Raw genomic sequence first — 252 nt, forward strand, 5'->3', positions numbered from 1 at the left:
CTTTTCGCCTTTCCCTCACGGTACTGGTTCACTATCGGTCAGTCAGGAGTATTTAGCCTTGGAGGATGGTCCCCCCATGTTCAGACAGGATACCACGTGTCCCGCCCTACTCGTCGGACTCACAACTCATGCATCTTCGTGTACGGGGCTGTCACCCGGTATCGCGCGACTTTCCAGACGCTTCCACTGATGCACAAGCTGATTCAGGTCCTGGGCTGCTCCCCGTTCGCTCGCCGCTACTGGGGGAATCTC

At 57.5% G+C, this 252-nt stretch carries 1 rRNA gene; it reads right to left on the minus strand.

The window, feature by feature from the left end:
- A 23S ribosomal RNA gene (locus F3J41_RS23715) occupies nucleotides 1-252 on the minus strand; the annotation flags it as partial.

This window comes from Pantoea sp. Ap-870 (genome assembly GCF_011752515.1).
In the GTDB taxonomy this organism is placed as follows: Bacteria; Pseudomonadota; Gammaproteobacteria; order Enterobacterales; family Enterobacteriaceae; genus Pantoea; species Pantoea dispersa.